Source organism: Ideonella sp. P3_A4, assembly GCF_056403075.1.
In genome coordinates this window covers 1-1,814 of sequence record NZ_JBFUGE010000915.1, presented here as the reverse complement: position 1 = coordinate 1,814, position 1,814 = coordinate 1, and the positions used below count along the sequence as shown (strand labels likewise).

Sequence of the window (1,814 nt, the reverse complement as noted above, 5' to 3'; positions counted from 1 at the left end):
GTGCAGGCCATCGTGCAGATGGCCCATGCGCTGAACCTGACCACCATCGCCGAAGGCGTTGAGACCGACGAGCAGGCCACGTTCCTGCGCACCCAGGGCTGCGATGCGATGCAGGGCTACCGCTTCTGCCGGCCGCTGGATGCGGCCGCGGCGGCGGAGTGGATGAACAAGCGCCGCGCAACGCTGCAGGCGCTGGACGCCTGAGCGGCTCAGCGCGACCGAACGCCCCCAATGGCCGAGGGCCCACTAGCGGGCCCTCTTTTCACCTTCAGCCGGCCTTTTCGTCCGGCACCTCTTCCTCGACCGGCCAGTCGCGGATGTAGGCCTTGAGCATGCGGTTCTCGAAATCCTGCGCCTCGACCACGCCCTTGGCCACGTCGTAGAACGAGATCACGCCCATCAGCGTCTTGCCGTCCAGCACCGGCATGTAGCGGGCGTGGCGGCCGAGCATCATGCGGCGCACTTCGTTGATGTCGGTTTCCGGCGTGCAGGTCAGCGGCGCGTCGTCCATCACGCTGCGCACCAGCGTGCTGCCGATCATCCCGCCGTTCTTGACCACCGCGCGGATCACCTCGCGGAAGGTCAGCATGCCGATCAGGTCGCCGTGGGTCATCACGACCAGCGAGCCGATGTCGTGCTCGGCCATCGTCGTCACGGCACCATTCAGCGGGCTGTCTGGGCCGACCGTGAAGAGCGTATTGCCCTTCACTCTCAGAATGTCGCTGACTTTCATGGCTGGCACTCCTTCGGCTCGAGGTTTGGCCCAGTTTGTCGGATCTCCCAACAGGGCATGGGCAGCGCTGCCCACGCGGTCAACATAGCACACAATCGTGGCCCCACACAGATGCCGTAGACCCGGTAACAGCCATGCCTGGAGCATCCGACCCTGGCTTTGACACATTGGCGCTGCACGCCGGCGCGACGCCCGACCCCGCCACCGGCGCGCGGGCGGTGCCGATCCACCTGACGACCTCGTTCGTCTTCGAGTCCAGTGAGCACGCGGCGTCGCTGTTCAACCTGGAGCGCTCAGGCCACGTCTACAGCCGTATTTCCAACCCCACCAACGCGGTGCTCGAAGAGCGGCTCGCGGCGCTGGAAGGCGGCGTAGGCGCGATTGCCACTGCCAGCGGCCAGGCGGCGCTTCACCTGGCGATCGCCACCCTCGCAGGCGCCGGCTCGCACATCGTCGCCAGCTCGGCGCTGTACGGCGGCTCCCACAACCTGTTGCACTACACGCTGAAGCGTTTCGGCATTGAAACGACCTTCGTCAAACCGCGAGATATTGACGGTTGGCGTACGGCGATCCGCCCGAACACCAAGCTGCTGTTCGGCGAAACGCTGGGCAACCCGGGGCTGGACGTGCTGGACATCCCGACCGTCAGCGCAATCGCCCACGAGGCGGGGCTGCCGCTGCTGGTCGACTCGACCTTCACGACGCCGTGGCTGATGAAGCCAGTCGAGCATGGCGCCGACCTGGTGTTCCATTCGGCGACCAAGTTCCTGTCGGGCCACGGCACCGTGATCGGCGGCGCGCTGGTCGACGGCGGCCGCTTCGACTGGACGGCCAGCAACCGCTTTCCCGAGCTGACCGAGCCCTACGCCGGCTTCCACGGCATGGTGTTTGCCGAAGAAAGCTCGGACGGCGCCTTCTTGCTGCGCGCCCGGCGCGAGGGACTGCGCGACTTCGGCGCCTGCATGAGCCCGCACACTGCCTGGCTGATCCTGCAGGGCATCGAGACGCTGCCACTGCGCATGGCGCGCCACATCGAGAACACGCGCAAGGTCGTCGCTTTCCTGATCAGCCACTCGATGGT

The 1,814-nt window shown here is 66.5% G+C and carries 3 protein-coding genes; 2 read left to right on the top strand and 1 reads right to left on the bottom strand.

Going from position 1 to position 1,814, the window contains the following annotated elements:
• The coding region (locus AC1DYI_RS34390; RefSeq protein WP_477208588.1) for an EAL domain-containing protein at positions 1 to 204 on the top strand (204 nt) is incomplete at its 5' end.
• A 64-nt stretch (positions 205 to 268) separates the two neighbouring features.
• On the opposite strand, the gene AC1DYI_RS34385 is transcribed toward AC1DYI_RS34390, so the two are convergent.
• Positions 269 to 733 carry a CBS domain-containing protein gene (locus tag AC1DYI_RS34385; protein WP_477208587.1) on the bottom strand — a complete coding sequence of 155 codons (465 nt, stop codon included), beginning with the start codon at positions 731 to 733 and terminating at the stop codon, positions 269 to 271.
• A gap of 134 nt (positions 734 to 867) precedes the next feature.
• On the opposite strand from AC1DYI_RS34385, the gene AC1DYI_RS34380 reads away from it, so the two are divergent.
• Positions 868 to 1,814, top strand: a 947-nt coding sequence (locus tag AC1DYI_RS34380) for a PLP-dependent transferase (protein ID WP_477208586.1), incomplete at its 3' end; no start/stop codon positions are given.

Coding starts and splice junctions, on each gene's coding strand:
- AC1DYI_RS34385 (WP_477208587.1), bottom strand. CDS start 733: ATGAAAGTCAGCGACATTCTGAGAGTGAAGGGCAATACGCTCTTCACG.